A 25,326-nucleotide genomic window follows, 5' to 3' on the forward strand; every position below is an offset into this window, starting at 1 on the left:
TCCCTTTTCTTATTCCGTTTCAGCGTCGGCGGGCTTAGACGCCGGCCTGCAGGATACGGATGGTGGTCTCCAGCACATCGCCTTTGACCGCTTCCGACCAGGCTTTCATGTGCGGGGTCTGCAGGTGCGCTTCAAGATGCGCGACGCTTTCCCACTGCTCCACCATGACGATAGAGTCAGGAGCGGTGGTCTGGAAGCTGACGCCAGCGGCATGATCCACCATAGGCGCATAGCCGTGGCAGCCGGCTTCCTGCAAAACGGTCGGAATAATTTTCGCGAACTGATCGAGAACCGCCTGGCGGTGGTGCTGGCCCGGACGGGTACGGATTTCTGCAATCACTGTTAACATGGTTAACTCAACTCCTTCTGTGTGGATCTTGTCATACTCCAGGTTCCAATAACTCGAAATATGTAGAGCATAGACCCCTAGTTAACCAAAAATTTCCGCCAGATGCTTGCGATATTCTGCGATATACCGTGGGACATCAGGCATTTTTATCACGTCGTTGGCGATAAAGGTTGGCAGCGCCTCCATACCCAGGAACTGGTTGGCTTTATGGAACGGCAGGTAAACGCCGTCAACGCCAACGCCGTGGAAGAACTGCTCTTTGTCGGTGAAGGCCTCCATTGGCGCGTTCCAGGTCAGGGAGAGCATATATTTTTTCCCCTGCACCAGGCCGCCGGAGCCATATTTTTTGCTGGCGTCGGAGCGGGTACGGCCGTCGCTGGCGTACAGCGAACCGTGGCCTTCGGTAAAGACGTCATCCATATATTTTTTCACCGTCCACGGGGCGCCCATCCACCAGCCCGGCATCTGCCAGATCACCACATCGGCCCAGAGGAAATTCTGCACTTCGGCTTTTACGTCGTACTCGCTTTCGGCGCGAACGCTTTTAACATCGTGCCCGGCGTCGCGCAGATAACTCTCCGCGACCTCGGTCAGGGTGTCGTTCAGTTGGCCATTCGAGTGGGCGAATTTTTTTGCGCCATTGATAATCAGGATGTTGCTCATCATTTGTCCTCAATCTTGAAAATTTGCCGACGATCTTACCCCGCGAAGCGGGGCAGTAAAATGAGCAAAATGTGCAAAGTCTTTTGCTAAATGAGCAATAATCCCGCTACCAGCCAACGCGGGCTTCGAAGCCGCCGTCGCGGGCGTTGGCAAACTCGACGCGCATGCCATGCAGCGAGGCGATGCGCCGGACGATAGACAAGCCCAGGCCGCTGCCCGGAGCATCCTGACCCGGTGGGCGATAGAAACGCTCGCCGATGCGCGCCAGCGCCTGCGGGCTGATGCCGGGGCCGTTATCGCGGACCCGAAACTCGCGGGCGTTGAGGGTGATATCGACCTGGCTGCCGCGCGGGCTGTAGCGCACCGCGTTATCCAGCAGATTGCGCACCAGCAGGCTGAGGAGCAGCGGCTGGCCGGTGCGGGAGATGCCAGAGGCATTAAGATGCAGGCGCAGCTCAATCCCGGACTGCTGCGCCGGGTGGTACATCTCCATTACCGCCGACTGCAGCAGGTCGTCGAGGGCGACCGGCTGCAGGTCGTCCAGCTGGGCGAGCGAGTCCAGCCGCGACAGCGTCAGCAGCTGATCCACCAGACGGGTGGCGCGATCGATCCCCTGATGGAGCTGAGCCAGGGCTTTCTCCCACCCTTGTGGATCGTCCAGAGAGAGCTGGGCGACTTCAGTCTGCACCTTCAGCGCCGCCAACGGGCTGCGCAGCTCGTGGGCGGCATCAGAGGTAAACCGACGCTCGCGCAGCATGACGTCGTGGGTGCGCTGGAACAGCTGATTCAGGGCTTCGACCAGTGGGCGGACTTCAGGGGGGATCTTCTCCACGCTGAGCGATTCCGCCGAGTCCGGCGCGCGCAGACGCAGCGTGCGCGCCAGATGTTTCAACGGCGCCAGTTCGCGGCTTAACAGCACGATGAGCAGCACGAACATCAGCGGCAGGGCGACCATCCACGGAGTGAGCTGCGAGGTGACAATGTCCATCGCCATTTCGCGGCGATAATCCCACTCCTGGCCGACGGCGATGCGGTGGCGGCCATCGGCGGTGGTTAACCACAGGAAGCGCCACTCGTCATCATCGCCGCGCAGGTAGCCATCGCTAAAGCCCTCACGCTGCGAGTGCCACTGTATATCCTCTCCGTTCTCGCCGTCGTTAAGCACCATTTTGCCGTCGCGGGTGAAGATGGCGAACGCCAGCGCATCGTCGTCGATATGCCCGTGGCGCACCTTTTTCTTTTCCCCGAGCGATACCGGCGGGGCGCGCAGTTCATCGAAATGCATGGCGCTCAGGCGGCGGGCGAACAGCAGCTGCTGGGTATCAAACAGCTTATCCAGCTTTTTACTGGTCTGCTGCCAGGCGATCACGCTGGCCACGCCCCAGGCGGCGGCGGTCAGCACGGCAAACAGCAGCGTCAGGCGCAGGCGCAGGCTCAGGCGGGCAAGTCGTTTCATGCGTCACCCAGGGTATAGCCGATGCCGTGGACGGTGCGGATAAATTCACTGCCGAGTTTGCGCCGCAGATGGTGGACGTGAACTTCCACGGCGTTGCTGGAGACCTCGTCGTCCCAGTTGTAGAGCTTTTCTTCAATAAGCTTACGCGGCAGCACGCGCCCGGCGTTACGCAGCAGCAGTTCCAGCAGGGCGAACTCCTTCGGCTTCAGCGTCAGGCTTTCGCCGTCGAGGCTGGCGGTTAAGCGGTTCGGGTCAAGGCGTACCTTGCCGTGGCGCAACTCGCTGCTGCTCTGGCCGTGGGCACGGCGGATCAATGCTTCGAGGCGGGCCGCTACCTCAATCAGGGCGAAAGGTTTGCACAGATAATCATCGGCGCCCAGGCGCAGCCCCTCCACCCGCTGGCTGAGCGCATCGCGGGCGGTGAGGATCAGCACCGGTTCATGGCGGCCTTTGTCGCGCCACTCGCGCAGAATATCGAGGCCATCAACGCCAGGAAGAGTGAGATCAAGAATTGCCGCGTCGTAGGGGGCGCTGTATAGGGCGTTTTTGCCCTCCAGCCCGGCGGTAAACCAGTCGATGCTGAAGCCCATTTTGCTCAGCCCGGCCTTGATGCCATCGCCGATTAACTTGTCATCTTCCACCAATAATATGCGCATGTTTCCCTCTGACGATCCTGATTCTTTGCGCAGTAAACCGCGTTGAAGCGGGTGATGTACAGCATTAAAATTTCTTTTTTCCGCTTAAGAAGTCGTTAAGTTTTGTCGGGCGTAATAGGAGCCATATCAACACGAAGGGAGAACACATCATGAAGAAAATTGCTGCGATGACCGCGATCGTTGCCCTGGTTTCCATGCCGGTGCTGGCTGCCGGACAGGGCGGGTATACCGGTCCTTCTGCGACCACGCCGGCAAGTTCAACCACCCAGGGCGGCGGCTTCACCGGCCCGAGCGGCGCGGTCACCACCGTCACCAATGTCAAATCGCTGCGGGACGATACCTGGGTGACCCTGCGCGGCAAAATCACCGAGCGCGTTTCCGACGATCTGTATAAGTTCCAGGATGCTACCGGAGTGATCAATGTCGATATCGACCACAAACGCTGGAACGGCGTCACCGTCGGCCCACAGGACACGGTAGAAATTCAGGGGGAAGTCGATAAGGACTGGAACTCGGTGGAAATCGACGTTAAACAGATCCGTAAAATCGCGCCATAAGTCTCCGTCGGATAAGCGCAAGATCGGTCAGGCATCGCTATCCTCGCTCTGTCAGAGTATGTCGCGAGGAGGAGACGATGAACGATATTAAGGCCAGCCCGGCGTATGTCGGGCGCTTTCAGCGCGTCTGTAGGTACATTGCGCACCATCTTGATGAGCCGCTGTCGCTGGAGATGCTGAGCGCGATAGCGCACAGTTCGCCTTACCATTTTCACCGGCAATTTAGCGCTTATACCGGCATTCCCTTGTACCGGTATATTCAGTGGTTGCGTCTGCGACGCGCCTGTTGGCGCCTGGCGTTCAACCCCCGCGATAAAGTCATCGATATTGCCCTTGATGCCGGATTTCAGAATGCGGAGTCGTTCAGTCGTGCCTTCCGTACCGCGTTTGACCAAAGCCCGACCCAGTTCCGTCAGCAACCGGACTGGGCCGAGTGGCATCGGCGCGTACCGAAACATACGCTACAGGAGCAAACGTCGATGGACGTCAACATTATTTCGTTCCCCACCACCCGGATAGCCGTACTGCAACATCGCGGCAGCCCGGACCTTGTCAACGCCACCGCCGCGCGTTTTATTGCCTGGCGTAAAACGAGCGGATTATCGCCCATCACCACCTGCGATACCTGGGGGATCGCCTGGGACGATCCGCAGACCACCCCGCAGGGGGAATTTCGTTTTGACATCTGCGGTACGGTCGCACGGCCGGTCGGTCAAAACGCCTTTGGCGTGATTAACGGCGAAATCCCCGGCGGACGCTGCGCCGTCGTGCGCCATCACGGCTCGCTGGACACGCTGGCGAACAGCGTTTGGTTTCTCTATCGCGACTGGTTACCCGCTTCAGGCGAGACGTTACGGGATTTTCCGGTGTACTTCCGTTACCTCAATTTTGTCCATGAGGTGGCTGAGCATGAGCTGCAAACCGATATTTATCTGCCGCTGGCCTGATTAAGGTGACGGAATCCTCAACCGATCTCACGGCCTGTGACTCAGGGCGTGAGATCGGGTATTATCGCGGGTAGTTTTGCCGTCCGAACGGTCGGTACCCAGATTGAGGATCCACGATTAATGAGCGATATGGCAGAGCGCCTTGCGCTGCATGAATTTACGGAAAATGCTTACCTGAACTACTCCATGTACGTGATCATGGACAGGGCATTACCGTTTATTGGCGATGGCTTAAAACCGGTCCAGCGTCGCATCGTCTATGCGATGTCCGAACTGGGGCTGAACGCCAGCGCCAAATTCAAAAAGTCCGCCCGCACCGTCGGCGACGTGCTGGGTAAATATCACCCGCACGGCGACAGCGCCTGCTATGAAGCGATGGTGCTGATGGCGCAACCCTTCTCCTATCGCTATCCGCTGGTGGATGGCCAGGGGAACTGGGGGGCGCCGGACGATCCGAAATCCTTCGCCGCCATGCGTTACACCGAATCCCGCCTGTCGAAGTATGCCGAGCTGCTGCTCAGCGAGCTGGGGCAGGGGACGGTCGACTGGGTGCCAAACTTTGACGGCACGCTGCAGGAGCCGAAAATGCTGCCGGCGCGCCTGCCAAACATTCTGCTCAACGGCACCACCGGCATCGCGGTGGGCATGGCGACCGATATTCCGCCGCACAACCTGCGTGAAGTAGCGAAAGCGGCGATTACGCTGATTGAGCAGCCGAAAACGACCCTCGACGAACTGCTGGATATCGTCCAGGGGCCGGATTTCCCGACCGAGGCGGAGATCATCACTTCGCGGGCGGAAATTCGCAAAATCTACCAGAACGGACGCGGCTCTGTGCGCATGCGCGCGGTGTGGAGCAAAGAGGACGGCGCGGTAGTGATCAGCGCGCTGCCGCACCAGGTCTCCGGCGCCAAAGTTCTGGAGCAAATTGCGGCGCAGATGCGCAATAAAAAGCTGCCGATGGTGGATGACTTGCGCGACGAATCGGACCACGAAAATCCGACCCGTCTGGTGATCGTCCCGCGCTCCAACCGGGTGGATATGGAGCAGGTGATGAACCATCTGTTCGCCACCACCGATCTGGAGAAGAGCTACCGCATCAACCTCAATATGATCGGTCTCGACGGCCGCCCGGCGGTAAAAAACCTGCTGGAGATCCTCAGCGAATGGCTGGTGTTCCGTCGTGATACCGTACGTCGCCGTCTGAACCACCGGTTAGAGAAGGTCCTTAAGCGCCTGCATATCCTCGAAGGTTTGCTGGTGGCGTTCCTTAATATCGATGAAGTCATTGAGATCATCCGCACGGAAGATGAGCCGAAGCCAGCTCTGATGTCGCGCTTTGCCATCAGCGAAACCCAGGCGGAAGCGATTCTGGAACTGAAGCTGCGCCATCTCGCCAAACTGGAAGAGATGAAGATCCGCGGCGAGCAGAACGAGCTGGAAAAAGAGCGCGATCAGCTGCAGGCGATTCTGGCCTCTGAACGTAAGATGAACAATCTGCTGAAGAAAGAGCTGCAGGCCGATGCCGATGCTTTCGGCGACGATCGCCGCTCGCCGCTTCACGAGCGTGAAGAAGCGAAAGCGATGAGCGAGCATGACATGCTGCCGTCTGAGCCGGTGACTATCGTTCTGTCGCAGATGGGCTGGGTGCGCAGCGCCAAAGGGCACGACATTGACGCCCAGGGCTTAAGCTATAAGGCGGGCGACAGCTGGAAAGCCTCGGCGAAGGGCAAGAGCAACCAGCCGGTGGTGTTTATCGATACTACCGGGCGCAGCTATGCCATCGATCCGATTACTCTGCCCTCGGCGCGTGGCCAGGGTGAGCCGCTGACCGGTAAGCTCACGCTGCCGCCGGGCGCGACCGTGGAACATATGCTGATGGAAGGCGACGATCAGAAACTGCTGATGGCCTCCGACGCCGGCTACGGTTTTGTCTGCACCTTTAACGATCTGGTGGCGCGCAACCGCGCCGGTAAAGCGTTGATCACCCTGCCTGACAACGCGCATGTGATGCCGCCGCTGGTCATTGAGGACGAGTCCGATATGCTGCTGGCCATCACCGCCGCCGGGCGGATGCTGATGTTCCCGGTCAGCGATCTGCCGCAGCTGTCGAAAGGCAAGGGCAACAAAATCATCAACATTCCCGCGGCGGAAGCCGCCGCCGGACAGGACGGTCTCGCACATCTGTTTGTCCTGCCGCCGCAGAGTACGCTGACCATTCACGTCGGCAAACGGAAGATCAAACTGCGTCCGGAAGAGCTGCAAAAAGTCACCGGCGAGCGCGGCCGCCGCGGTTCGCTGATGCGCGGGCTGCAGAAAATAGACCGTGTTGAAATTGACTCGCCGCGCCGCGCCGCGGCAGGCGATAGCGAAGAGTAAGCGCTTCTCCTCCCGTCTTTGACGGGAGGAGGCGAAAAAATGCCGCAAAATCGTTGTTTATTCAGGCGTTGCGATTAACAATGTCCATCATCAGGGACCCAGGAAGAACGGTCCCGGCCTGCGCAGAACTCGTGAGCCTGCCTTCTGCCAGCAGCGAATAATTCTAAGCGGTTTGGGTTTTAGAGGTAGCTATGCTATTCATTTTTCGAGTAATTTTCGTGGTCATTTATTGCATCGTGGTGTGCATACTTGGCTGTCTGTACTGCTTGTTCAGCCCGCGTAATCCAAAACACGTTGCCACTTTCGGCCATCTGTTTGGCCGCTTATCCCCGGTGTTTGGCCTCAAGGTGGAGCTGCGCAAACCTGCCGACGCGGAAAGCTATGGCAACGCGATCTACATCGCTAACCACCAGAACAACTATGATATGGTGACGGCGTCTAACATCGTGCAGGCCCCGACGGTTACCGTGGGGAAAAAGAGCCTGCTGTGGATCCCGTTCTTTGGCCAGCTGTACTGGCTGACCGGTAATCTGCTGATTGACCGTAATAATCGAACCAAAGCGCACGGCACCATTGCCGAGGTCGTTAACGCCTTTAAAAAGCGTAAAATTTCGTTCTGGATGTTCCCGGAAGGGACCCGCAGCCGCGGCCGCGGTCTGCTGCCGTTTAAAACCGGCGCCTTCCACGCGGCTATTGCCGCCGGAGTGCCGATTATTCCGGTGTGTGTCTCGAATACATCGAATAAAATAAAGCTCAATCGCTGGAACAACGGTCTGGTGATTGTGGAAATGCTGCCGCCGGTGGATACCAGCCAGTTCGGTAAAGACAACGTGCGCGCGCTGGCGACGCATTGCCGCGAGCTGATGGCCGCCAAAATCGCTGAGCTGGACAACGAAGTGGCCGAGCGCGAAGCGGCCGGCAAGCAATAAGACAGGAAACGCCGCCACCGCGCGCGTATTGCTGGCGGGAAACGAATTCCCTTTTTCATTTGTCAGTATGTCATGGAGTTAATATGTCACTCAGTCGGCGTCAGTTTATTAAGGCTTCCGGCGTAGCGCTGTGCGCTGGCGCCGCGCCGCTGAAGGCCCATGCCGCCGGCCAGCAGCCTGCGCTGCCGGTTCCGCCGCTGCTGGAATCCCGTCGCGGTCAGCCGCTGTTTCTGACGCTGCAGCGTTCGCACTGGTCGTTTACGCCAGGCACCCGCGCCCCCGTCTGGGGGATCAATGGCCGCTATATGGGGCCGACGATCCGCGTCTGGAGCGGAGACGACGTCAAGCTTATCTACAGCAACCGTCTGACAGAGAACGTCGCGATGACCATCCGCGGCCTGCAGGTGCCGGGCCCGCTGATCGGCGGCGCGGCGCGCATGATGTCGCCGAACGCCGACTGGGCGCCGGTGCTGCCGATCCGCCAGAGTGCGGCGACGCTGTGGTACCAGGCCAATACGCCGAACCGGATGGCGAAGCAGGTCTATAACGGTCTGGCCGGCATGTGGCTGGTGGAGGATGAGGTGAGCAAGAACCTGCCGATCCCTAACCACTATGGCGTCGATGACTTCCCGGTGATAATTCAGGATAAACGGCTGGATAACTTCGGCACGCCGGAATATAGCGAACCGGGCAGCGGCGGCTTCGTCGGCGACACGCTGCTGGTCAATGGCGTGCAGAGCCCCTATGTCGAAGTGTCGCGCGGCTGGGTGCGACTGCGCCTGCTGAACGCCTCCAACTCCCGGCGCTATCAGCTACAGATGAGCGATGGCCGACTGCTGCATGTCATTTCCGGCGACCAGGGGTTCCTGCCGGCGCCGGTTTCGCTCAAGCAGCTGTCGCTGGCGCCGGGGGAACGGCGTGAAATCCTGGTCGATATGACCAACGGCGATGAAGTGTCCATTACCTGCGGCGAAGCGGCGAGCATTGTCGACCGTATCCGCGGCTTTTTTGAACCGTCCAGCATTCTGGTCTCCACGCTGGTGCTGACCCTGCGCCCGACCGGGCTGCTGCCGCTGGTCACCGACAGTCTGCCGGTGCGTCTGCTGCCGACCGAGCTGCTCTCCGGTACGCCGATCCGCAGCCGGGATATCACCCTCGGCGACGATCCAGGGATTAACGGCCAGCTATGGGATCCGCAGCGTATTGATATTACGGCGCAGCAGGGGACCTGGGAGCGCTGGACAGTGCGCGCCGACCGCCCGCAGTCGTTCCATATTGAAGGGGTGATGTTCCAGATCCGTAACGTCAACGGTTCGACCCCTTTCCCGGAAGACCGCGGCTGGAAGGACACCGTGTGGGTCGACGGGCAGGTCGAATTGCTGGTCTACTACGCCCAGCCGTCGTGGCCGCACTTCCCGTTCCAGTATCTGAGCCAGACGCTGGAGCTGGCCGACCGCGGTTCGATTGGCCAGATGCTGGTGAATCCTGCGCCATAATCTCTTCGACCCTGGCCGGCATACGGTCAGGGTTTGAGAAAATCCTCCTTCATTTCCACTATCATTCCGGCTTATAATCCACGCCCTTTTGGTTATTTTTTTATCATTTTCCCCGGAAGCAATATGAGCGCAATATCCCTGATCCAACCGGATCGTGACCTTTTTTCCTGGCCGCAATACTGGGCTGCCTGTTTCGGCCCTGCGCCATTTTTACCGATGTCGCGTGAAGAGATGGATCAACTTGGCTGGGATAGCTGCGACATTATTCTGGTGACCGGCGACGCCTACGTCGACCACCCGAGCTTCGGGATGGCCATCTGCGGCCGAATGCTGGAAGCGCAGGGGTTCCGCGTGGGGATCATCTCCCAGCCGGACTGGAACACCAAAGACGACTTCATGCGTCTGGGCAAACCGAACCTGTTCTTCGGCGTGACCGCCGGCAACATGGACTCGATGATCAACCGCTACACCGCCGACCGTAAGCTGCGTCATGATGACGCTTACACCGCCGGCAACGTAGCGGGCAAGCGTCCGGACCGCGCCACCCTGGTCTACACCCAGCGCTGTAAAGAGGCGTGGAAAGATGTGCCCGTGATCCTCGGCGGCATCGAAGCCAGCCTGCGCCGTACCGCCCACTATGATTACTGGTCCGATACCGTGCGCCGCTCGGTGCTGGTGGACTCCAAGGCCGATATGCTGATGTTCGGCAACGGCGAGCGTCCGCTGGTGGAAGTGGCTCATCGCCTGGCGATAGGCGAAACCATCGATCAGATCCGCGATGTGCGCAATACCGCCATCATGGTGAAAGAGGCCCTCCCGGGCTGGAGCGGCGTTGACTCCACCCGTCTGGATACCCCGGGCAAAATCGACCCCATCCCGCACCCGTATGGTGAAGATCTGCCGTGTGCAGACAACAAACCGGTGGCCCCGAAAAAAGCCGAGGCTAAAGCCGTTGTCGTGCAGCCGCCGCGGCCAAAACCGTGGGAAAAGACCTATGTGCTGCTGCCCTCCTTCGAGAAGGTGAAAAGCGATAAGGTCCTGTACGCTCACGCCTCGCGCATTCTGCACCATGAAACCAACCCCGGCTGCGCCCGGGCGCTGATGCAAAAGCACGGCGAGCGCTACATCTGGATCAACCCGCCGGCAATCCCGCTCTCCACCGAAGAGATGGACAGCGTTTTCGCGCTGCCCTACAAGCGCGTGCCGCATCCTTCCTATGGCGATGCGCGCATCCCGGCGTATGAGATGATCCGCTTCTCTATCAACATCATGCGCGGCTGCTTCGGCGGCTGTTCGTTCTGCTCGATCACCGAGCACGAAGGACGCATTATCCAGAGCCGTTCTGAGGATTCGATCATCAATGAGATCGAAGCCATTCGCGACACGGTGCCGGGCTTTACCGGCGTGATCTCCGATCTCGGCGGACCCACCGCCAACATGTATATGCTGCGCTGCAAATCGCCACGAGCCGAGCAGACCTGTCGCCGTCTCTCCTGCGTCTACCCGGATATCTGCCCGCACATGGATACCAACCATGAGCCGACGATCAACCTTTACCGTCGCGCCCGCGAGCTGAAGGGCATCAAGAAGATCCTTATCGCCTCCGGGGTACGCTATGACATCGCGGTCGAAGATCCGCGCTATATTAAAGAGCTGGCGACCCACCACGTCGGCGGCTATCTGAAGATCGCGCCGGAGCATACCGAAGAGGGCCCGCTGTCGAAGATGATGAAGCCGGGAATGGGCAGCTACGACCGCTTTAAAGAGCTGTTCGACACCTATTCGAAGCAGGCGGGTAAAGAGCAGTATCTGATCCCGTACTTTATCTCCGCCCACCCGGGGACCCGTGATGAAGACATGGTGAACCTGGCGCTGTGGCTGAAGAAGCACCGCTTCCGTCTCGACCAGGTGCAGAACTTCTATCCGTCGCCGCTGGCGAACTCGACCACCATGTATTACACCGGCAAAAACCCGCTGGGCAAGATCGGCTATAAGAGTGAAGAGGTGGTGGTGCCGAAGGGCGATAAACAACGCCGTCTGCACAAAGCGCTGCTGCGCTATCACGATCCGGCCAACTGGCCGCTGATCCGTCAGGCGTTGGAGGCGATGGGCAAGAAACACCTGATTGGCTCTCGTCGCGACTGCCTGGTGCCGGCGCCGACCCTGGATGAGATGCGCGAAGCGCGTCGCCAGAACCGTCATACCCGCCCGGCGCTGACCAAGCACACGCCGATTGCGCATCAGCGTTCTAACGGTGGCGCAACGGCGAAAAAGCCCGTCAAACGGGGTAAAGTCGCCGGGCGTTAAGCCTGACTTTGCGCCCGGCTGCGTTTCGCTGGCCGGGTGGTTTCTCAAGCCGGGCACGCATCAGCGCAGCCCGGCTTTTTTACCTGTTATCCGCCGAACTGATCCGGGTCAGGACCCAGACGCTTGCCCTGATCCAGCTTCGCAATCTCACCCAGTTCCTCTTTATCCAGGCGGAAATCCCAGACGTTAAAGTTTTCAGCGATGCGCGACGGCGTGACGGATTTCGGGATCACCACCAGACCGCTGTCGAGATGCCAGCGGATGACAATCTGCGCCGGCGTTTTACCATATTTATCAGCCAGCTGATGGATGACTTTCTGATCGAAGACGCCCTTACCGCCCTGGGCCAGCGGGCTCCAGGATTCGGTCTGGATCTTGTGGGTGGCGTTCCAGGCGTGCAGCTGCCGCTGCTGAAGCAGCGGATGCAGCTCTATCTGGTTGATCACCGGCGCGACGCCGGTTTCATCAATCAGCTTCTGCAGATGCGGCACCTGGAAATTACACACGCCGATGCTCTTCGCCAGCCCCTGCTGCTGCAGCTCAATCAGCGCCTGCCAGGCCTCGACGTAATGGCCGATAGCCGGCACCGGCCAGTGGATTAAATAGAGATCCACATAGTCCAGTTTCAGCTTGCTGAGACTCTCTTTCAGCGCCTCGTGCGGCCGTTTTTGATCGTCGTTCCATAGCTTGGTGGTGATGAACAGCTCATCGCGATTGACGCCAGCGCTTTGCAGCGCGTTGCCGACGCCAGCCTCATTTTGGTACGCGGCGGCGGTGTCAAAAGAGCGATAACCGACTTCCAGCGCCTTATGAATGGCGGAGACGACTTCCTCGTTGCCAGCTTTCCACACGCCGAGACCCAGCTGCGGCATCAGGTTGCCGTCGTTTAGTTTTATAACGGTTGGATGTGTCATGCCTTCCTCCTGTTAATGAACTCGGCGAAGCAGGATCCGCCGAGGGGTAGCATTAAGTCTGGACGAAATAGCTAAAAACGGTAGTAAAAACACCCCTCCCCGACGTTTGTTTAACGTAAGGAGAGGTGAATCAGGCGGGGTAACTTAGCGGGCAGCCTCGTAGATACGGCGGCTGACGTCCAGGGTGATATCCTGATGCTCGCCCAGTTTGGTCATGCCGTGCTCTTCCAGTTTCGCCAGCAGCGCCGGGATGGAGCTCCCGTCGAGACCGTAATCGGAAAGGCGGGTCGGCACGCCCATCTGCTCGAAGAACTGGCGCGTCGCGGCGATGGCGGCATCGATGCGCTGGTCGTCGGAGCCCTCGGTGATATGCCACACGCGCTCAGCATATTGCAGCAGCTTCTCGCGCTTGGTATCGCGCTTCTCATTCCACAGCGCCGGCAGAACGATAGCCAGCGTCTGGGCGTGATCGAGACCATGCATCGCCGTCAGTTCGTGACCAAGCATATGCGTTGCCCAGTCCTGCGGCACGCCAGCGCCGATCAGGCCGTTCAGCGCCTGGGTCGCGGCCCACATAATGTTGGCGCGCACGTTATAATTTTCCGGCTCCTGCAGCGCTTTCGGGCCATCCTCGATCAGGGTCAGGAGAATGCCTTCGGCGAAGCGGTCCTGAATTTTGCCGTCAACCGGGTAGGTGACGTACTGTTCGACGGTATGGACGAAGGCGTCAACCACGCCGTTGGCGACCTGGCGCGGCGGCAGGGTATAGGTGTAGACCGGGTCGAGGATCGCGAACTGCGGCTGAACGTGCGAAGACATAAACGCGCGTTTGTCGCCGGTAGTTTTCCGCGAAATCACCGCCCCTTTGTTTGATTCAGAACCGGTCGCCGGCAGAGTGAGAACCGAGCCCATTGGAATGGCGCTGGCGATCTTACTGCCATAGGTTTCCAGAATTTCCCACGGATCAATGTTGGCGTCATAGTGGGCTGCTGCCGCGATAAATTTGGTGCCATCCAGCACCGAACCGCCGCCGACCGCCAGCAGGAAAGTGACCTTCTCTTCGCGGGCGAGCTTCACCGCATTCATCAGGGTTTCGTAAGACGGGTTCGGCTCGATGCCGCCAAATTCAAGGACGTCCAGGCCATTCAGGGCGGTCAGTACCTGATCCAGGACGCCCGTTTTTTTCACGCTGCCGCCGCCGTAGGTGATCAGTACGCGAGCTTCCGCCGGGATCTGTTCACGCAGCTTTTCAATCGCGCCTTTGCCAAACAGAATGCGGGTTGGGATATGCAGGTCAAAATTATTCATTGCTTGGGTCCTCCAAAGAGTAAAACTGCCGACAGGGACGATACCGCTGCCCGATGACGGTTATTGTGGTCCTCGCGCCGCTGCCCCTCAATGCACATTTCTGCCTATGTCTTGCCTATTTCTCCATATGGCTGGAGAATCCGTGGCGACCTGCGCACAATATATAGGTGAAGAAACATCGGGAGAGACGGTGGCAATGCAACACGCAGAGATATGTCGGACACTGACAGAGAAGGTTAACCAGCTGAAAGATAAGCACGAAATGTTAAGTTCGCTGCTACCTGACGTTCGCCTGCTGTACGGGACGCAGCCGGGACCGCGGATGCCGGTGATGTACCAGCCGGGGATCGTTTTTCTCTTTTCTGGCCATAAAATTGGTTATATCAATGAGCGGACGTTTCGCTACGATACAAACGAATATCTACTGCTGACCGTACCGCTGCCCTTCGAGTGCGAAACCTTTGCCACCCCGGAGGTGCCCCTGGCCGGGATGCGCCTGAACGTCGATATCCTGCAGCTGCAGGAGCTGCTGATGGACATTGGCGAGGATCCGCTGTTTCAGCCCGCCGTTGCCTCCAGCGGGATAAACTCCGCAGTGCTTTCGGAGGACATCTTGTGCGCTGCTGAACGGCTGCTCGACGTGATGGAACGGCCGTTGGACGCGCGGATCCTTGGCAAGCAGATCGTCCGTGAAATCCTCTACTATGTGCTGACGGGACCCTGCGGCGGCGCGCTGCTGGCGCTGGTCAGCCGGCAGACCCACTTCAGCCTGATTAGCCGCGTGCTCAAGCATATCGAGAGTCAGTACACCGAAAACCTCAGCGTCGATCGGCTGGCGGCCGAAGCGAATATGAGCGTGTCGGCGTTTCACCATAATTTTAAAGCGGTGACCAGCACTTCGCCTCTGCAGTATCTGAAAACCTACCGTTTGCACAAGGCGCGCATGCTGATGATCCATGACGGTATGAAGGCCAGCGCGGCGGCGATACAGGTGGGCTATGAAAGTCCTTCCCAGTTCAGCCGCGAGTTTAAGCGCTACTTCGGGATGACGCCCGGGGAAGACGCCGCGCGTATTCGTATGATGCAGGGGATGTAAGACCGGGGGAGGGAGCAGGCCGGGCGGGCGCAGCCCCCCGGCAGTCAACGTCAGGCGCTGCAGTATTTCTTTTTGATCACCACGAACAGCGTGCCGAGCAGGCCAGCCAGCAGCAGGGCAATTGGCAGGATCATCAGGCAGGTCATCACCTGATCTTCATGACGTTTCACGAACGGGATCATGCTCAGCGCATAGCCGAGGCCCGTGACCACGCCGACCCACAGCAGGGCGCTCAGCCAGTTGAAGAACTGGAAGCGGCGGTTCGGCAGACCGGAAATCCCCGCCATGGTTGGCAGCAGGGTACGGACAAAGGCCAGAAAGCGGCCCGCGAGCAGCGCCAGCAGACCGTGGCGGTCAAACATGCAGGTGGCGCGCTGATGGTACTTATGCGGCAGGTGCGCCAGCCAGCCTTTCACCGTTTGCGTATTGCCCAGCCAGCGCCCCTGTACATAGCTCAGCCAGCAGCCGAGGCTGGCGGCGGCGGTCAGAATGGCGATAGTGGGCACAAAGTCCATGACGCCTTTAGCAATCAGCGCGCCGGCGAGCAGCAGCAGGCTGTCTCCAGGTAAAAAGGAGGCAGGCAGCAGCCCGTTTTCCAGAAACAGGGTCGCGAACATAACCAGATATACAACGCCCACAACATGAGGGTTCGCCAGTGCGGCAAAATCATGTTGCCACAGCGCGGCGACAATCTCTTGAATGACAACCATGGACTTTCCTAAGTGGTACCGTATTGTTGACTAGTGTACTCCTGAAGAGACCCGAGCACCTTGATCCCGGGCGCAACAAAAGCGGCCGCTCCGATAAAAAGCGTCCGCTATTGTTGCCACTGACTGTCACTTTACACGATACGCGCGAAGCCCGCTGCTAAATCCGCCTGCAGATCGTCAACATTTTCGAGACCAATGTGCAAACGGATCAGCGTGCCGCTGAAGTCGACTTCCGCATCCGGTCGGATGTGAGCGATTTGCTCCGGCTGATTGGCCAGTATCAGCGATTCAAAGCCGCCCCACGAGTAGGCCATGCTGAACAGGCTGAAGTTGTCGAGATACTCTGCCAGCTCAGCGTCGTTGAGACGCTTGTTGAGCACAAACGAGAACAGCCCGCTGCTGCCGGTAAAATCGCGTTTCCAGAACTCATGGCCTTTACTGCCGGGCAGGGCGGGGTGGTTGACCCGCGCCACCTGCGGATGCTGCGCCAGCCACTCGGCGATGCGCAGGCTGCTTTCATGATGCTGACGCAGGCGGACGCCCAGCGTGCGCAGGCCGCGGCTGGTCATATAGGCGGTATCGGCGTCCAGCATTTGCCCCATCAGATAGGCATTCTCACGCAGCTGCGGCCAGCAGCGCGCGTTCGCCACCGCGGTGCCGACCATGGCGTCGGAGTGGCCAATCAGGTATTTGGTGCCTGCCTGGATGGAAATATCAATGCCAAAATCCAGCGCTTTGAACAGGATCCCCGCCGCCCAGGTGTTATCGATCATGATAATCGCTTCCGGCGCGACCTGACGCACGGCGGCGACAATCGCTGGCACATCATGCACTTCCATGGTGATGGAGCCGGGTGATTCCAGGAACACCACGCGGGTCTCCGGCCGAATAAGTTGGGCAATATCAGCGCCGATTAAGGGATCGAACCAGCTGGTGGTGACGCCGAGTTTAGCGAGAATTTTGGTACAAAAGTCCTGGCTTGGCTCATAAGCGGTATTGGTCATCAGCACATGGTCGCCCTGCTCGACAAACGCCAGGATAGTGTTGGCTACCGCGGCGGCGCCGCAGGGGAAGAGGGCGCAGCCGGCGCCGCCTTCCAGCTCGCACATCGCTTCCTGCAGCGAGAAGTGGGTCAGGGTGCCGCGACGCCCGTAAAACAGCTCGCCGTTGGCCCGATTGCGAGTGGCGTGCTTTTTGGCCTCTACGGTGTCGAAAACCAGCGATGACGCGCGCTGGATCACGCTGTTCACTGAGCCCTGGGTGTACTTTTTGCTCCGCCCGGCGTTGACCAGCGCGGTATCAAGATGTTTATCAGCCATGTTGATGAACCTGTTTTTATACGTCTGGACGTCTAAACTAGCATGATTCTTCTTTTCTGTACCAGCGCGCTGCCGATACAGGCGAAAATTTTACCAGGCCCGCGGTTAGCCACTTTTTTACTGCGTAAGCGCAAGGAAAATAAACGTGATTTGCTGCACAGTGTAAATACTAATGAGAACCACTATCAATTCGATGTCGTTTTGATATTATTGAGGGCAGATTTTGTGATTATCGTCGTGGAGATAGAGCGTGGGTAATAATTTGATGCAGGCGGATCTCTCCGTTTGGGGTATGTATCATCATGCTGATATTGTCGTTAAGGTGGTGATGATTGGCCTGATTCTGGCGTCAGTCGTCACCTGGGCCATCTTCTTCGGCAAAGGGGCGGAAATCCTCGCCAGTAAGCGTCGCCTCAAACGCGAACAGCAGCAGCTGGCGGAAGCCCGCTCTCTCGATCAGGCCAGCGATATCGCCAGCGCCTTTGAGGCGAAAAGCCTCACCACCCAGCTTATCAATGAAGCGCAGAACGAACTCGAACTCTCCGCCGGCGCCGAAGACAATGAAGGCATCAAGGAACGAACCGGTTTCCGCCTTGAGCGCCGCGTCGCGGCCGTCGGTCGCCATATGGGGCGCGGCAACGGCTACCTGGCCACCATCGGCGCCATTTCGCCGTTCGTTGGCCTGTTCGGGACCGTCTGGGGCATCATGAACAGCTTTATCGGCATCGCTCAGACCCAGACCACCAACCTTGCGGTGGTGGCGCCGGGCATCGCGGAAGCGCTGCTGGCGACGGCCATCGGCCTGTTCGCCGCCATCCCGGCGGTGGTCATCTATAACATCTTCGCCCGCATGATCGGCAGCTATAAGGCCTCACTCGGTGACGTCGCCGCTCAGGTACTCCTGCTGCAAAGCCGCGACCTGGACCTCAGCGCCAGCGGCGTGAAGCCGGTGCGCAGCGCGCAGAAATTACGGGTAGGTTGATCGGCTATGGCGATGCGTCTTAATGAAAATCTGGACGATAACGGCGAAATGCATGAGATCAACGTGACGCCGTTTATCGACGTCATGCTGGTTCTGCTGATTATCTTTATGGTGGCCGCGCCGCTGGCGACGGTCGACGTGAAGGTGAATCTGCCGGCCTCCTCCAGCCAGCCGCAACCGCGACCGGAAAAACCTATCTACCTGTCGGTGAAGGCGGATAAGAGCATGTTCCTCGGCAACGACCCGGTGACCGAAGCGAATATGATTAACGCCCTGGATAGCCTGACCGCCGGCAAAAAAGATACCACCGTCTTCTTCCGCGCGGATAAAACCGTCGATTACGAGACGATGATGAAAGTGATGGATACCCTGCATCAGGCGGGATATCTCAAGATCGGGCTGGTGGGCGAAGAGACCGTCAAAGCGAAGTAACCTACCCCTTTTCACTTATCTCCTCAGGCTGGCCTTGCGCCAGCTTTTTAATAGGTGATGCAATAACTTGTAAGACCAATCTTATAGATGTGTGACAACTTTCTCAGTTAACAGAAAACATAAACCCGTTGCGAAAAATGACAATAGGATAGTTTTTATCCTGCCTCTACAGTGAATACCACTTCATCTGAGAGGGGTTATATTGTGAATCACGATAATAAACTGTCATTTGCGGAGAAGCTGGGATATGGCATGGGAGATGCAGCCTGCGGTATCGTTTACTCTTCGGTAACCATGTTTTTGACATGGTTTTATACGGATATTTACGGGCTCTCAGCTGCCGCAGTCGGAGTGATGTTCCTGGTGACGCGGGTTCTGGATGCGATTACCGATCCGCTAACCGGCATTGTTGCAGACCGTGTAAAGACCCGCTGGGGCCATTTTCGCCCGTGGCTTATCTGGTTTGCCGTACCTTATGCCGTGCTGGCGGTAATGACCTTCACGACCCCGGAATTTGGCGCATCGGGTAAACTGGTTTATGCCTACCTGACCTACACCTTACTCATGCTGTGTTACACCTTTATCAATATTCCTTACTGCGCATTGGGCGGAGTCATTACGCGTGATGAGAAGGATCGCCTTTCAGCCCAGTCATATCGTTTTACGATCTCTTCTCTGGCCGGTCTGATGGTTTCTGTCGCAACCCTGTTCCTGGTGGATTTTTTCGGTAAGGAAAATAAGCAGTTTGGTTTTCAGGCCACAATGGGAATCATGGGCGCGATCGCTATTGTAATGCTGGCTTTTTGCTTTTTCTCTACCAAAGAACGCGTGGCTCCAGCTGTTGAACAGCAGGGGAGCATACGCGAAGATCTCCGTCAGCTGCTGGCGAATGACCAGTGGCGTATTGTGGCGATAATTACTTTTTTCTCCAGTATGGCCGGGGTTATGCGCAGCGCCGCCACGCTCTATTATGCAACCTACCTGATGTTAGGCGGCGTGGAGTCAGCGGCAGGAACGGCCATGAAATCAGCATTTGTTTCCACCAGCGTCGTTGGCACGATTATCGGCAGCATCGCCGCCGGATGGCTGGCCAAGCGCTATCGTGCGGTATCGCTGTTTAAAAATATCAACCTCCTGCTGGTCCTGGTTGGCGTCGTAATGTTCTTTGTGCCGCCGACCTGGCTGCCGGTGGTGTTCCCTTTATACTTCCTGGTCGGCTTCTTCCATCAGATGTACCAGCCGTTTAAATGGAACATGATGGCCAACGCTGCCGATTATGGCGAATGGAAGTTTGGCCGTCGCATCACGGGATTATCCTATTCCGGTAATCTGTTTGCTTTGAAAATGGGCATGGCGGTTGCTGGTGCCGCCGTAGGTTTTTCGCTTGGGCTATTTGGCTATCAGGCGGGCGTAACGGCGCAGACTCCGCTGGCGACAATGGGAATTGTGGGGCTGTTAACGCTCGGTCCATCACTATCTTACCTGCTCCTGTGGTGGCTGGCGCGTTTCTATAAGCTGGATGACAAAATGATGCAGACAATTCAGCGCGAGCTGTCCATGCGTCAGCAGCAGGGGCATTCAGAGACGCATTTGCCGCTAAACGCCGTTCCGGAAAAGGCCTGAGGAGATGCGAAACATGACCCCTTCTGAATACCAGAATCCTATCTTATGCGCCGATTATTCCGACCCGGATATCGTGCGCGTAGGCGATGATTTCTTTATGGTCTCTTCCAGTTTTAACCATATGCCCGCTTTACCGATCCTGCATTCAACGGACCTGGTTAATTGGACTATCATCAACCACGTTATGGATGAACTGCCGCTACCTGGTTATGACCGGTATCAGCCGGGTAAGGGCGTATGGGCGCCGTCGATTCGCTGGCATGATGGCAAGCTGTGGGTCTGCTTCAGCACGCCAGATGAAGGTATTTTTATCTGCCATACCGAGGATCCATGGGGGGAATGGAGCGCTCCGCACTGCCTGCGCGAGGCCAGAGGTTGGATAGATCCCTGCCCGTTCTGGGACGACAATGGTCAGGCCTGGTTGGTACATGCCTTCGCCCATAGCCGCAGCGGCATCAAGCATAAATTGCAGTTGTTTGCGATGGCGCCGGACGCCAGCGAATTGCTGGGCGAAGGGCAGATTATCTATGACGGCTGCTGCGATTTACCTACCCTTGAGGGGCCAAAGGTTTATCAACGCGCCGGTTGGTACTACATCTTTGCTCCTGCGGGCGGGGTTGAAAATGGCTGGCAGACGGTACTGCGCGCGCGACAGATGACGGGGCCTTGGGAAGCCAAAAACGTGCTTTTCCAGGGAAACACGTCGATAAATGGACCACATCAGGGCGGCTGGGTGGAGGGTGAGAAGGGCGAATGCTGGTTTGTTCATTTCCAGGACTTACATCTCTATGGCCGCGTGGTTCACCTCCAGCCGATGTACTGGGGTAACGATGGCTGGCCGCGTATCGGTGAGCAGATTGGCAACTGCGGCGTCGGACAGCCGGTTTTACGTTGGCCGCGTCCTAAAGGGTTAACGCCTTCACCGGCATTGGCGCCGCAAACCAGCGACTATTTTGCGCAAGGCCAACCGGGTATACAGTGGCAGTGGCAGGCTAACCCCAGCCCTGAGTGGCTGTTGCCGGCGGAAGGCGAACTTCGATTACGCTGCGTCCCATTATCCGAAGTCGATGGACAGAGAGCGTTATACTGGGCGCCGCAGCTGTTGCTGCAGAAATTTCCGGCGCTAACTTTTAGCGCGAAAACAAGCGTAACGTTATATGCCGCTCAGGACGGTGATGCCGGAGGCCTGATCGTATACGGCGAACGCTACGCCGCTTTGCTGGTGGAGTTTGGGCAAGGGAGTTACCGGCTCGTGTGGCGACACGGTTGGATGAGCGATGCGGGCGTAGTGCGCGAAACTCGTCAGGTTCTTGCTGAGCTTAAGTGCGGCAAGTGTCAGCTGCAGGTTGCCGTAGGCGAAGGCGGCCTGTGTCAATTTTCCTGGCGAGCCGAGGAGGAGTGGCGGAAGGTTCCTCTTTGTTTTGCTGCCGGGAAGGGAAAATGGGTCGGTGCGAAATTTGGCCTGCTGGCTGCTTCAATGGTTGGCCTACAAAGCGAGGGCTACTCCGCTTTGCAGGACTTTGAGGTCATACTTTAAAGAAACCGTTTCTGGCCGCCTGCAGATGACGCGGGCGGCTGATGTTGCATAAGCGTTACCCTGTTGCGATATAATGGCGGCCGTTTATGTTAACTGACAGGATCTTATGGAACGCTTTCTGGAAAATGCTATGTACGCCTCGCGCTGGCTGCTGGCGCCGGTTTATTTTGGCCTCTCGCTCGGTCTGATTGCGCTGACCATCAAATTTTTTCAGGAGATCTTCCACATACTGCCGCATATTTTTAGCGTCAGTGAGTCGGATATGATTCTGACCCTGCTGTCGCTGGTGGATATGACCCTGGTGGGCGGTTTGCTGGTGATGGTGATGTTCTCTGGATATGAAAATTTTGTCTCGCAGCTGGATATTAACGAGGGTAAAGAAAAACTTAGTTGGCTGGGCAAAATGGACGCGACTTCGCTGAAAAATAAGGTTGCCGCCTCCATCGTGGCGATCTCCTCTATTCACCTGCTGCGGGTGTTTATGGATGCGAAAAACGTCCCGGACAATAAGCTGATGTGGTACGTGATTATCCACCTGACCTTCGTGCTGTCGGCCTTTGTGATGGGCTACCTCGATCGTCTGACCAAAGTGAAACACTAATCCCTTCTCTCCCGGCGGTGGCAGCTGCCGGGCTTTTTTCTCCCCGTTTCTGCTTTACTGCGCTGGCGTATGTCCGGGCTTCTGCTTTGCTTAAAAGGCGATAAACAACGGAGGCAGGGTGATGACGCGATTAACGGCCAAAGATTTCCCGCAGCAGCTGCTTGAGTATTATGACTACTATGCCCACGGTAAAATCAGCAAACGCGAGTTTCTCCAGCTGGCGGGGAAATATGCCGTCGGCGGGATGACCGCGCTGGCGCTGTTTAATCTGCTGAAGCCCGACTATGCCCTGGCAGAGCAGGTACCGTTCACTGACCCGGATATCCGCCCGGAGTATATTCATTATCCCTCTCCTGACGGCCACGGCGAAGTGCGGGCTTACCTGGTGACGCCGACGAAAATAGCCGATAAAGCGCCCGCCGTTGTGGTGGTACATGAGAACCGCGGCCTGAATCCCTATATTGAAGACGTCGCCCGGCGGGTAGCGAAAGCGGGGTATATTGCGCTGGCGCCGGATGGCCTGAGCTCCGTCGGCGGCTATCCGGGGAATGATGATGAAGGCCGCGCGCTGCAGCAGAAAGTCGATCCCGTGAAGCTGATGAATGACTTTTTCGCCGCGGTCGCGTTTATGGCGAAGCATCCGCAGGCGACGGGGAAGGTTGGTATCACCGGTTTTTGTTACGGCGGCGGCGTCAGCAACGCGGCGGCGGTCGCCATTCCGGAGCTGGCCTGCGCGGTGCCGTTTTACGGCCGCCAGCCGCCGCTGAAGGAGGTCGATAAAATTCAAGCGCCGCTGCTGCTGCATTACGCCGGACTCGATAGCGGCATTAATGAAGGCTGGCCCGCCTATGAACAGGCGTTGAAGGAACACCATAAAGTCTACGAGGCCTATCTCTATCAGGGCGTGAATCACGGCTTTCATAATGATTCTACGCCGCGCTACGATCGGGCTGCGGCGGATCTGGCCTGGCAACGCACGCTGGCATGGTTTGATAAGTATTTACGCTAACGCAAACGTCATAAATAGCGCTACCGCTCGCTCAAAAAAACGCTATATAATTTATTATATAACGATTGGGAGAGCTTGATGGAAAATCATTTTGGCAAAGGCTTAATGGCGGGGCTACAGGCATCCTATGCTGATACCGCCGCGCATGCGGCGAATTTTTGCGCCGACTATAAACGCGGGTTTGTGCTTGGTTACTCGCACCGCATGTTTGAAAAAACCGGCGACCGCCAGCTCAGCGCGTGGGAGGCGGGGATCCTGACCCGTCGCTATGGCCTTGACAGAGATATGGTGATGGACTTCTTCAAAGAGAGTGGTTCCTCGACCGCGATGCGCTACTTTATGGCGGGCTATCGGCTGGAAAGCTAACAACCGGAGGCGGTTGCCTCCGGTGGGTCAGAGCGTTACGCCTGGCGCTTATCTTCCGTTTGGGTGTCAAAGTCGCGGGCGTCGTGGCGCTCATGCAGCTGCTCATTGAGCGGGCCGTTGGTGCGGTTCACGATGCGTCCCCGCTTGACCGCCGGGCGGTTGCCCACATCCTGCGCCCAGCGCAGCACGTTTTTATAGCTCCCGGCGTCGAGAAACTCCGCTGCGTTATAGACATTGCCCAGCACGACGTTGCCATACCACGGCCAGACAGCCATATCGGCGATGGTGTACTCCTCGCCGGCTACATAGCGACCACGGGCGAGCTGTTTGTCCAGCACGTCGAGCTGGCGTTTGGCTTCCATCGTAAAGCGGTCGATCGCGTACTCGATCTTCACTGGCGCATAGTTATAGAAGTGGCCGAAGCCGCCGCCCAGGAACGGCGCCGCGCCCTGCAGCCAGAACAGCCAGTTGAGGGTTTCGGTGCGACCGGCAGGATCTTTCGGCAGGAAGAAACCAAATTTTTCCGCCAGATAGAGAAGAATGTTGCCGGACTCAAATACCCGGGTCGGCGGCGTGGTGGAATGGTCGCTGAGGGCCGGGATCTTCGAGTTCGGGTTGATCTCGACAAAGCCGCTGGAAAACTGATCCCCTTCGCCAATGCGTATCAGCCAGGCGTCGTACTCCGCGCCGCTGACGCCTAACGCCAGCAGCTCCTCCAGCATGATCGTCACCTTCTGGCCGTTGGGCGTGCCGAGTGAGTATAGCTGGAGCGGATGGGTTCCCACCGGCAGGACGCGTTCATGCGTCGCGCCGGAAACGGGACGGTTGATGTTGGCGAACGCGCCGCCGCTGTTTTGCTTCCATTCCCACACTTTTGGTGGCTGGTAGTTTTGCTCTGACATGCTGGTTTGCCTTTTTCGTGGATGTACAAAAAGTGTAGCAGGTGACCTCAGGCCATAATCCGCGCGGCCCACACGCTGACATCATCGCCGCTGCCCAGATCCGGCTGCACCAGGCCATTGACCATAAAGGTCGGCGAGGCATGGATGCCGTTCTGGCGGGCATATTTACTGTGCCATTTGATCACGTCCTGCAGCTCCGGGCGGGGAAAGGCGGCCCCCAGCAGCACGTGACTGTAGCGCTCAATGCGTTCAATGATTTGCTGCGGGGTGGCGTTCATGTTCGGCCCGCTGCAGTGATCGGTAAACTCAAACTCTTCCCGATGGTCTGCCACGGCCTGCATCACCTTATGCGCCTGCTCTCTGCCATGCGGCAGGGTGGACGCGGCGAGGATGCAGCGGACAATCACCCCGGAGAACAGATGCCACGGCTGCGATTGCAGCCGTATCTTGATGGTGACGTTATCGGCGCCGACCTCATCGAGCAGATCGTCGAGTTTATTAAACGCGCGGACAGAGTAGGGGCAGGTGGGCTCAAGGAACACCTCAAACGTCCGCGGGCCGTGTCCCCAGACCAGCGGTTGGGCATTCAGATGCGAGGGTGTGCTCATTGTCGACTCCTGATGTTGCGTTGTTTTTTGTTATATCACCGATAACGATATCACTTCTGCTTCCGGCTGCAGGGTTATTTTCCTTAACGGCACGATTAGCGAAACGAATGAGTGGTATCATCGTTACACCTCTGTCTGGTAAGTGCCTGCGGCAGGATAAGAAGAGGGAGTTTTGTTTCG

At 57.9% G+C, this 25,326-nt stretch carries 25 protein-coding genes; 15 read left to right on the forward strand and 10 right to left on the reverse strand.

Annotated features, from left to right (window positions below; all coding sequences use genetic code 11):
- Positions 1-34: 34 nt before the first annotated feature.
- The 4 genes from MKS11_RS01165 to qseB all read right to left on the reverse strand — a co-directional run bounded on the left by MKS11_RS01165 (position 35) and on the right by qseB (position 3,124).
- Positions 35-349: a putative quinol monooxygenase gene (locus MKS11_RS01165; RefSeq protein WP_004205233.1), complete on the reverse strand. Its 315-nt coding sequence runs from the start codon at positions 347-349 to the stop codon at positions 35-37.
- A gap of 81 nt (positions 350-430) precedes the next feature.
- The gene (locus MKS11_RS01170; protein WP_023319164.1) at positions 431-1,012 is read right to left on the reverse strand and encodes an NAD(P)H-dependent oxidoreductase; all 582 of its coding nucleotides are present in this window, start codon (positions 1,010-1,012) and stop codon (positions 431-433) included.
- Positions 1,013-1,118: 106 nt separating this feature from the next.
- Positions 1,119-2,468 carry a quorum sensing histidine kinase QseC gene (qseC, locus tag MKS11_RS01175; RefSeq protein WP_087770940.1) on the reverse strand — a complete coding sequence of 450 codons (1,350 nt, stop codon included), beginning with the start codon at positions 2,466-2,468 and terminating at the stop codon, positions 1,119-1,121.
- Entirely contained in the window at positions 2,465-3,124 is a 660-nt protein-coding gene (gene qseB / locus MKS11_RS01180) for a quorum sensing response regulator transcription factor QseB (RefSeq protein WP_023319162.1), read from the reverse strand. The genes qseC and qseB overlap by 4 nt, the downstream gene beginning before the upstream one ends.
- Positions 3,125-3,273: 149 nt before the next feature.
- Between qseB and MKS11_RS01185 the strand changes: the two genes are divergently transcribed.
- The 6 genes from MKS11_RS01185 to MKS11_RS01210 all read left to right on the forward strand — a co-directional run bounded on the left by MKS11_RS01185 (position 3,274) and on the right by MKS11_RS01210 (position 11,739).
- Complete coding sequence (locus MKS11_RS01185; RefSeq protein ID WP_023319161.1) at positions 3,274-3,681, forward strand: YgiW/YdeI family stress tolerance OB fold protein; 408 nt, start codon at positions 3,274-3,276, stop codon at positions 3,679-3,681.
- Positions 3,682-3,758: 77 nt separating this feature from the next.
- Positions 3,759-4,628, forward strand: a complete 870-nt coding sequence (locus MKS11_RS01190; RefSeq protein WP_284109351.1) for a GyrI-like domain-containing protein — start codon at positions 3,759-3,761, stop codon at positions 4,626-4,628.
- Positions 4,629-4,748: 120 nt separating this feature from the next.
- Positions 4,749-7,007, forward strand: coding sequence for a DNA topoisomerase IV subunit A (parC, locus tag MKS11_RS01195; protein ID WP_004205224.1), 2,259 nt, complete (start codon positions 4,749-4,751; stop codon positions 7,005-7,007).
- A 191-nt stretch (positions 7,008-7,198) separates the two neighbouring features.
- On the forward strand, positions 7,199-7,936 hold the full coding sequence (plsC, locus tag MKS11_RS01200; protein WP_004205223.1) for a 1-acylglycerol-3-phosphate O-acyltransferase: 738 nt from the start codon (positions 7,199-7,201) through the stop codon (positions 7,934-7,936).
- A gap of 83 nt (positions 7,937-8,019) precedes the next feature.
- Positions 8,020-9,432, forward strand: a complete 1,413-nt coding sequence (gene ftsP, locus MKS11_RS01205) for a cell division protein FtsP (protein WP_004205222.1) — start codon at positions 8,020-8,022, stop codon at positions 9,430-9,432.
- 33 nt (positions 9,433-9,465) lie between these two features.
- Complete coding sequence (locus MKS11_RS01210) at positions 9,466-11,739, forward strand: YgiQ family radical SAM protein (RefSeq protein ID WP_176377247.1); 2,274 nt, start codon at positions 9,466-9,468, stop codon at positions 11,737-11,739.
- Positions 11,740-11,825: 86 nt separating this feature from the next.
- Here MKS11_RS01210 and dkgA read toward each other — a convergent pair whose 3' ends face one another.
- Both dkgA and yqhD read right to left on the reverse strand, forming a co-directional pair.
- Positions 11,826-12,653, reverse strand: a complete 828-nt coding sequence (dkgA, locus tag MKS11_RS01215; protein ID WP_087770938.1) for a 2,5-didehydrogluconate reductase DkgA — start codon at positions 12,651-12,653, stop codon at positions 11,826-11,828.
- Positions 12,654-12,797: 144 nt separating this feature from the next.
- Positions 12,798-13,961 (reverse strand): alcohol dehydrogenase, encoded by a 1,164-nt coding sequence (gene yqhD / locus MKS11_RS01220; protein WP_087770937.1) that lies wholly within the window; start codon positions 13,959-13,961, stop codon positions 12,798-12,800.
- A gap of 196 nt (positions 13,962-14,157) precedes the next feature.
- Here yqhD and MKS11_RS01225 point away from each other — a divergent pair, with 196 nt between their 5' ends.
- Complete coding sequence (locus tag MKS11_RS01225; protein ID WP_023319156.1) at positions 14,158-15,057, forward strand: AraC family transcriptional regulator; 900 nt, start codon at positions 14,158-14,160, stop codon at positions 15,055-15,057.
- Between the two features lie 50 nt (positions 15,058-15,107).
- On the opposite strand, the gene yghB is transcribed toward MKS11_RS01225, so the two are convergent.
- Positions 15,108-15,767, reverse strand: coding sequence for a DedA family general envelope maintenance protein YghB (gene yghB / locus MKS11_RS01230; RefSeq protein ID WP_004205217.1), 660 nt, complete (start codon positions 15,765-15,767; stop codon positions 15,108-15,110).
- A 131-nt stretch (positions 15,768-15,898) separates the two neighbouring features.
- Complete coding sequence (gene metC, locus MKS11_RS01235; RefSeq protein WP_004205213.1) at positions 15,899-17,086, reverse strand: cystathionine beta-lyase; 1,188 nt, start codon at positions 17,084-17,086, stop codon at positions 15,899-15,901.
- A gap of 250 nt (positions 17,087-17,336) precedes the next feature.
- Here metC and exbB point away from each other — a divergent pair, with 250 nt between their 5' ends.
- From exbB to MKS11_RS01270, 7 genes are all read left to right on the forward strand, one after another.
- Entirely contained in the window at positions 17,337-18,068 is a 732-nt protein-coding gene (gene exbB, locus MKS11_RS01240; protein ID WP_004174395.1) for a tol-pal system-associated acyl-CoA thioesterase, read from the forward strand.
- Between the two features lie 6 nt (positions 18,069-18,074).
- Positions 18,075-18,500: a TonB system transport protein ExbD gene (gene exbD, locus MKS11_RS01245; protein WP_002916785.1), complete on the forward strand. Its 426-nt coding sequence runs from the start codon at positions 18,075-18,077 to the stop codon at positions 18,498-18,500.
- A 204-nt stretch (positions 18,501-18,704) separates the two neighbouring features.
- Positions 18,705-20,123, forward strand: coding sequence for a glycoside-pentoside-hexuronide (GPH):cation symporter (locus MKS11_RS01250; RefSeq protein WP_002916782.1), 1,419 nt, complete (start codon positions 18,705-18,707; stop codon positions 20,121-20,123).
- 13 nt (positions 20,124-20,136) lie between these two features.
- Complete coding sequence (locus MKS11_RS01255; RefSeq protein WP_023319155.1) at positions 20,137-21,660, forward strand: glycoside hydrolase 43 family protein; 1,524 nt, start codon at positions 20,137-20,139, stop codon at positions 21,658-21,660.
- A gap of 106 nt (positions 21,661-21,766) precedes the next feature.
- Positions 21,767-22,261, forward strand: a complete 495-nt coding sequence (locus tag MKS11_RS01260; RefSeq protein WP_004105804.1) for a TIGR00645 family protein — start codon at positions 21,767-21,769, stop codon at positions 22,259-22,261.
- Positions 22,262-22,382: 121 nt separating this feature from the next.
- Positions 22,383-23,270: a YghX family hydrolase gene (yghX, locus tag MKS11_RS01265; protein WP_043520944.1), complete on the forward strand. Its 888-nt coding sequence runs from the start codon at positions 22,383-22,385 to the stop codon at positions 23,268-23,270.
- 78 nt (positions 23,271-23,348) lie between these two features.
- On the forward strand, positions 23,349-23,636 hold the full coding sequence (locus MKS11_RS01270) for a DUF2623 family protein (RefSeq protein WP_004205207.1): 288 nt from the start codon (positions 23,349-23,351) through the stop codon (positions 23,634-23,636).
- 35 nt (positions 23,637-23,671) lie between these two features.
- Here MKS11_RS01270 and yghU read toward each other — a convergent pair whose 3' ends face one another.
- Both yghU and MKS11_RS01280 read right to left on the reverse strand, forming a co-directional pair.
- Positions 23,672-24,538 (reverse strand): glutathione-dependent disulfide-bond oxidoreductase, encoded by an 867-nt coding sequence (gene yghU / locus MKS11_RS01275; protein WP_002916742.1) that lies wholly within the window; start codon positions 24,536-24,538, stop codon positions 23,672-23,674.
- Positions 24,539-24,585: 47 nt separating this feature from the next.
- Positions 24,586-25,146, reverse strand: coding sequence for a thioredoxin domain-containing protein (locus MKS11_RS01280; RefSeq protein WP_284109352.1), 561 nt, complete (start codon positions 25,144-25,146; stop codon positions 24,586-24,588).
- A gap of 34 nt (positions 25,147-25,180) precedes the next feature.
- On the opposite strand from MKS11_RS01280, the gene MKS11_RS01285 reads away from it, so the two are divergent.
- Positions 25,181-25,288 (forward strand): hypothetical protein, encoded by a 108-nt coding sequence (locus MKS11_RS01285; protein WP_032426103.1) that lies wholly within the window; start codon positions 25,181-25,183, stop codon positions 25,286-25,288.
- Positions 25,289-25,326: the final 38 nt, after the last annotated feature.

Origin of the sequence: Klebsiella sp. K5-45 (genome assembly GCF_030128605.1) — a bacterium.
Taxonomy (GTDB): domain Bacteria; phylum Pseudomonadota; class Gammaproteobacteria; order Enterobacterales; family Enterobacteriaceae; genus Klebsiella; species Klebsiella quasipneumoniae.